The sequence below is a fragment of the Bacillus sp. AFS017336 genome, assembly GCF_002555445.1.
Classification (GTDB): Bacteria; Bacillota; Bacilli; order Bacillales; family Bacillaceae_G; genus Gottfriedia.
The window spans coordinates 1-3,170 of the sequence record NZ_NUCO01000064.1; the positions used below are offsets into that span (position 1 = coordinate 1).

General features: G+C 29.3%; 3 protein-coding genes and 1 pseudogene. 2 read left to right on the forward strand and 2 right to left on the reverse strand.

Annotation, left to right across the window (positions count from 1 at the left end; translation table 11 throughout):
* A pseudogene (locus tag CN601_RS21965) lies at window positions 1–327 on the forward strand (SpoVR family protein); the annotation flags it as partial.
* Window positions 328–474: 147 nt separating this feature from the next.
* On the opposite strand, the gene CN601_RS21970 reads toward CN601_RS21965, so the two are convergent.
* Both CN601_RS21970 and CN601_RS21975 read right to left on the reverse strand, forming a co-directional pair.
* A complete protein-coding gene (locus CN601_RS21970) occupies window positions 475–696 on the reverse strand; it encodes a hypothetical protein (RefSeq protein ID WP_098172357.1) in 222 nt (73 codons plus the stop codon).
* A gap of 107 nt (window positions 697–803) precedes the next feature.
* A complete protein-coding gene (locus tag CN601_RS21975; RefSeq protein ID WP_098172358.1) occupies window positions 804–1,706 on the reverse strand; it encodes a hypothetical protein in 903 nt (300 codons plus the stop codon).
* A gap of 178 nt (window positions 1,707–1,884) precedes the next feature.
* Between CN601_RS21975 and CN601_RS21980 the strand changes: the two genes are divergently transcribed.
* Complete coding sequence (locus CN601_RS21980) at window positions 1,885–2,946, forward strand: S8 family peptidase (RefSeq protein WP_098172359.1); 1,062 nt, start codon at window positions 1,885–1,887, stop codon at window positions 2,944–2,946.
* The last annotated feature ends 224 nt before the right edge of the window (window positions 2,947–3,170 follow it).

Here is a 3,170-nt window from a genome sequence, read left to right on the forward strand (position 1 = left end):
GAAGATATGTATTTATTCCAACGACAAGGTAAGGAATATAAAGTTACGGATAAGGCATGGGAAAATGTTAGAGATCAGTTAGTTGTCAGCAGGGTAAATGGCGGATTCCCTTATATCGTTGTTCAAGAGGGCGATTACTTAAAAAATGGGGAGCTTTATTTGAAGCATTCCTATGAACATATGGAACTTGATGTGAAGTATGTTGAAAAGGTAATGCCTTATATTCATCAGTTGTGGGGTAGAGGGGTTCATTTGGAGACGAATATAGAGAATAAGTCTGTGTTGTTTAGTTATGATGGGAAGAATATTCATCGGAAGTATATTTAAGACCACCTTTTTTGAGGGGTCTTTTTTTTATGCTGGTTAAAGAATATTTTTGATTTTCTTATAGAAGATAAAAAAGCCGACTTCCAGGTTTGGAAATCGACTTAAAAATCTAATATTAATGTATCTGATTAAATTTTTTTAAAATATTTATTTTTTTATTTCAGCTAAAACTAAATATATTATTCCTATAAGTAAAGAAATAATACTTAAATTACTTAATGTACTTCCAATATGACTAAGTTGTTCTTTAAATGTTTCTGTATTCCATGATAATTCATTAGAACCATAAATAGCAGCACTTAAATATTTAGAAGAAATTAAAAATACAGCAAATGCTATAAATGATATACCTGTTGCTCGTTTATTCAAAAAATCACTCCTTTCTTTACTGTTTAAAGTAAAGAATAACAATATTAAACAGTTCAATCGGTGCTATCCCATTTAGTTTCTTTAAATAGTATGCTCTTTAACTTCTATTATAATGTTCTTTGATAAAATGAAACTCCCAAAGGTCTCTTAACTTTACCATTAGATACTTTATGATCTCCACCAATCCAAGGATCTTCCCAAACTTCAAAAGTATAATTACGATCATATTCTTTAGCTGTTACTTCAATTGTTTTGCCCTTAGGTACTTTTAAACTGTATTCATCGGTTAACATTTTTGTTTTTTGATACTCAAAACCTAGCTGTACAGCAACCGTTTTTACATCAAAACCACCAGTCCCAGAATAGGTATATGCAGACGACTCACTCACTATCATTTTTGGTTCAGAAGGTCCCTGATATTTACTCTTTCTTATTACATCGCCATCTTTGTAACTACTATTCTTGTTTTTTATGTATAGCCCGTTTCCCCATTGAGCATTCATAGTAGCATCATCTTCGTTATCTGTAACTTCTGCATTTTCTTCCGTATTAGTATAGATATCTTCCTCATTACCAATATATGAGTCTATGTTTTCTTCAGGAACATGTAAACTATACTCAAGTAGGGTACCTTCAACTGGTTCAGATGAATCATTTTTTATTTGTGCATCAATGTCTTTCAACGTTTCAGGATCAGTAACGTGAATTTCTAAATCTCCTGTTTCTGTAACACCGACCTCAACGCCATCTTCATTCTTGTTTACTTCAATCTCATTAACAACTTGGAATGAATTCATGCTGGCAAGATCTTCATTCACGTCACTAATACTATTTGTATCAGTAAATAATTCAGTCCCATCGTTAGCAGTAGTAGCCTCACTTAATTTAGAAGATGTTTCCAGATTACTAGATGTGTCAGTTCCAGTATTTTCTTCAGCACTAGCTTTCAGTATAAATGATGCACTAACAGCTAATAAGATAGATAGACAAGATAATAATATTTTTTTCATAAACAATCCCCTTTAAATATATTACCAATATATTACAAAATTTCCATTTTTTTCATATATTAATATATACAAATATAACAAAAGATTCTAAAATTAGTAAATATAAATATTTTATTAAGTTAATATTGCTCTTTTTTATAAAATGAAATTTATTTTATAAAAAGGAATAGGAGATACTATGAAGCTAATTTATAAGTTATTATTAATCATAATTGTTATATTTGCATTAAGTTCCACTAATATTAAAAATGCAACTAGAAATCTTAAAGAAGGTTCTATTTTTTATGTGCAAAATATAAATAAAGATCTACATAATAATAAGCAAAACAGTCTAATTTACAAAGAGAAAATTTTATCAATTGAAAGTCATCATAATAAGTCTATATATAACGGATATCAAGTAAAAGTGGGTATCTTAGATACCGGTATAGACTTTAACCATAAGGATTTAAATATTAAGAGGGGAATATCACTTGTAGATAATTCTAATAATTATATCGACTATAGTGGTCATGGGACACTCGTAGCAGGTATTGTTATGGGATTAGATAATGATACTTATAAAGCTAAAACTTTACCAGAAGCTCAATTATTTTCCATAAAAGCATTGAATAATAATGGGGAAGGGAAAATTTCTAACATAATAGCTGGTGTACAGTGGGCAATAGACAATGAAATAGATATTTTAAATATGAGTGTAGGGGCGTATATTTATTCAAAAAAATTGGAAAATATGTTAAAAAAGGCTTATTTATCAGGAATTTTTATAGTTTCACCAGTTGGTAATGATGGGTTACCTTATATTCAATATCCAGCCAAGTTTTCAACTGTTTTTGCGGTAGGTTCTGTTAATGAGTATTTGCAGAGATCCCACTTCTCTAACACTGGTAATGAACTAGATTTAATGGCACAAGGTGAAAAAGTATTAAGTACATCCCTTAATAATAAATACACCTATGGTTATGGTACATCTATGGCTGCTCCTCAGGTAGCTCATGCTGCATCTATATTACTTAGTGTCGATCCGAGCCTAAGCAATGTAGAAATCGCACAAATACTTAGAATTTCTTCACTTAAGAAAAAGAATCAAAGAGAGTATGGATATGGAATTTTAGATGTTTCTAAAGCTTTAGATTTAGTAATTTTAAAAAAAATAAATATTTTTAGATATAAGTTTATAATTGCAAATAATTATGGATTTGATCCAATCTCATGGATATTAACTTCTGAGTTTAGATAATTACTTCGTTTTTATTAATATTTAAGTCTAGTCCATATGTAGATTTAAAGTGAATACATAAAATTAGTTACTTATTTATTTATTTAAAGCACTTTGAATTATAAAAATACCTCTTTCATGGAAAATTTAGAAAATATTCTAGTTGAGGCACAAAGAGAACTAAAGGATGTAAACTATAAATAGATAAAAGAAGATCTTTAGGAGAAACAAGGCTGGGCAAGTTA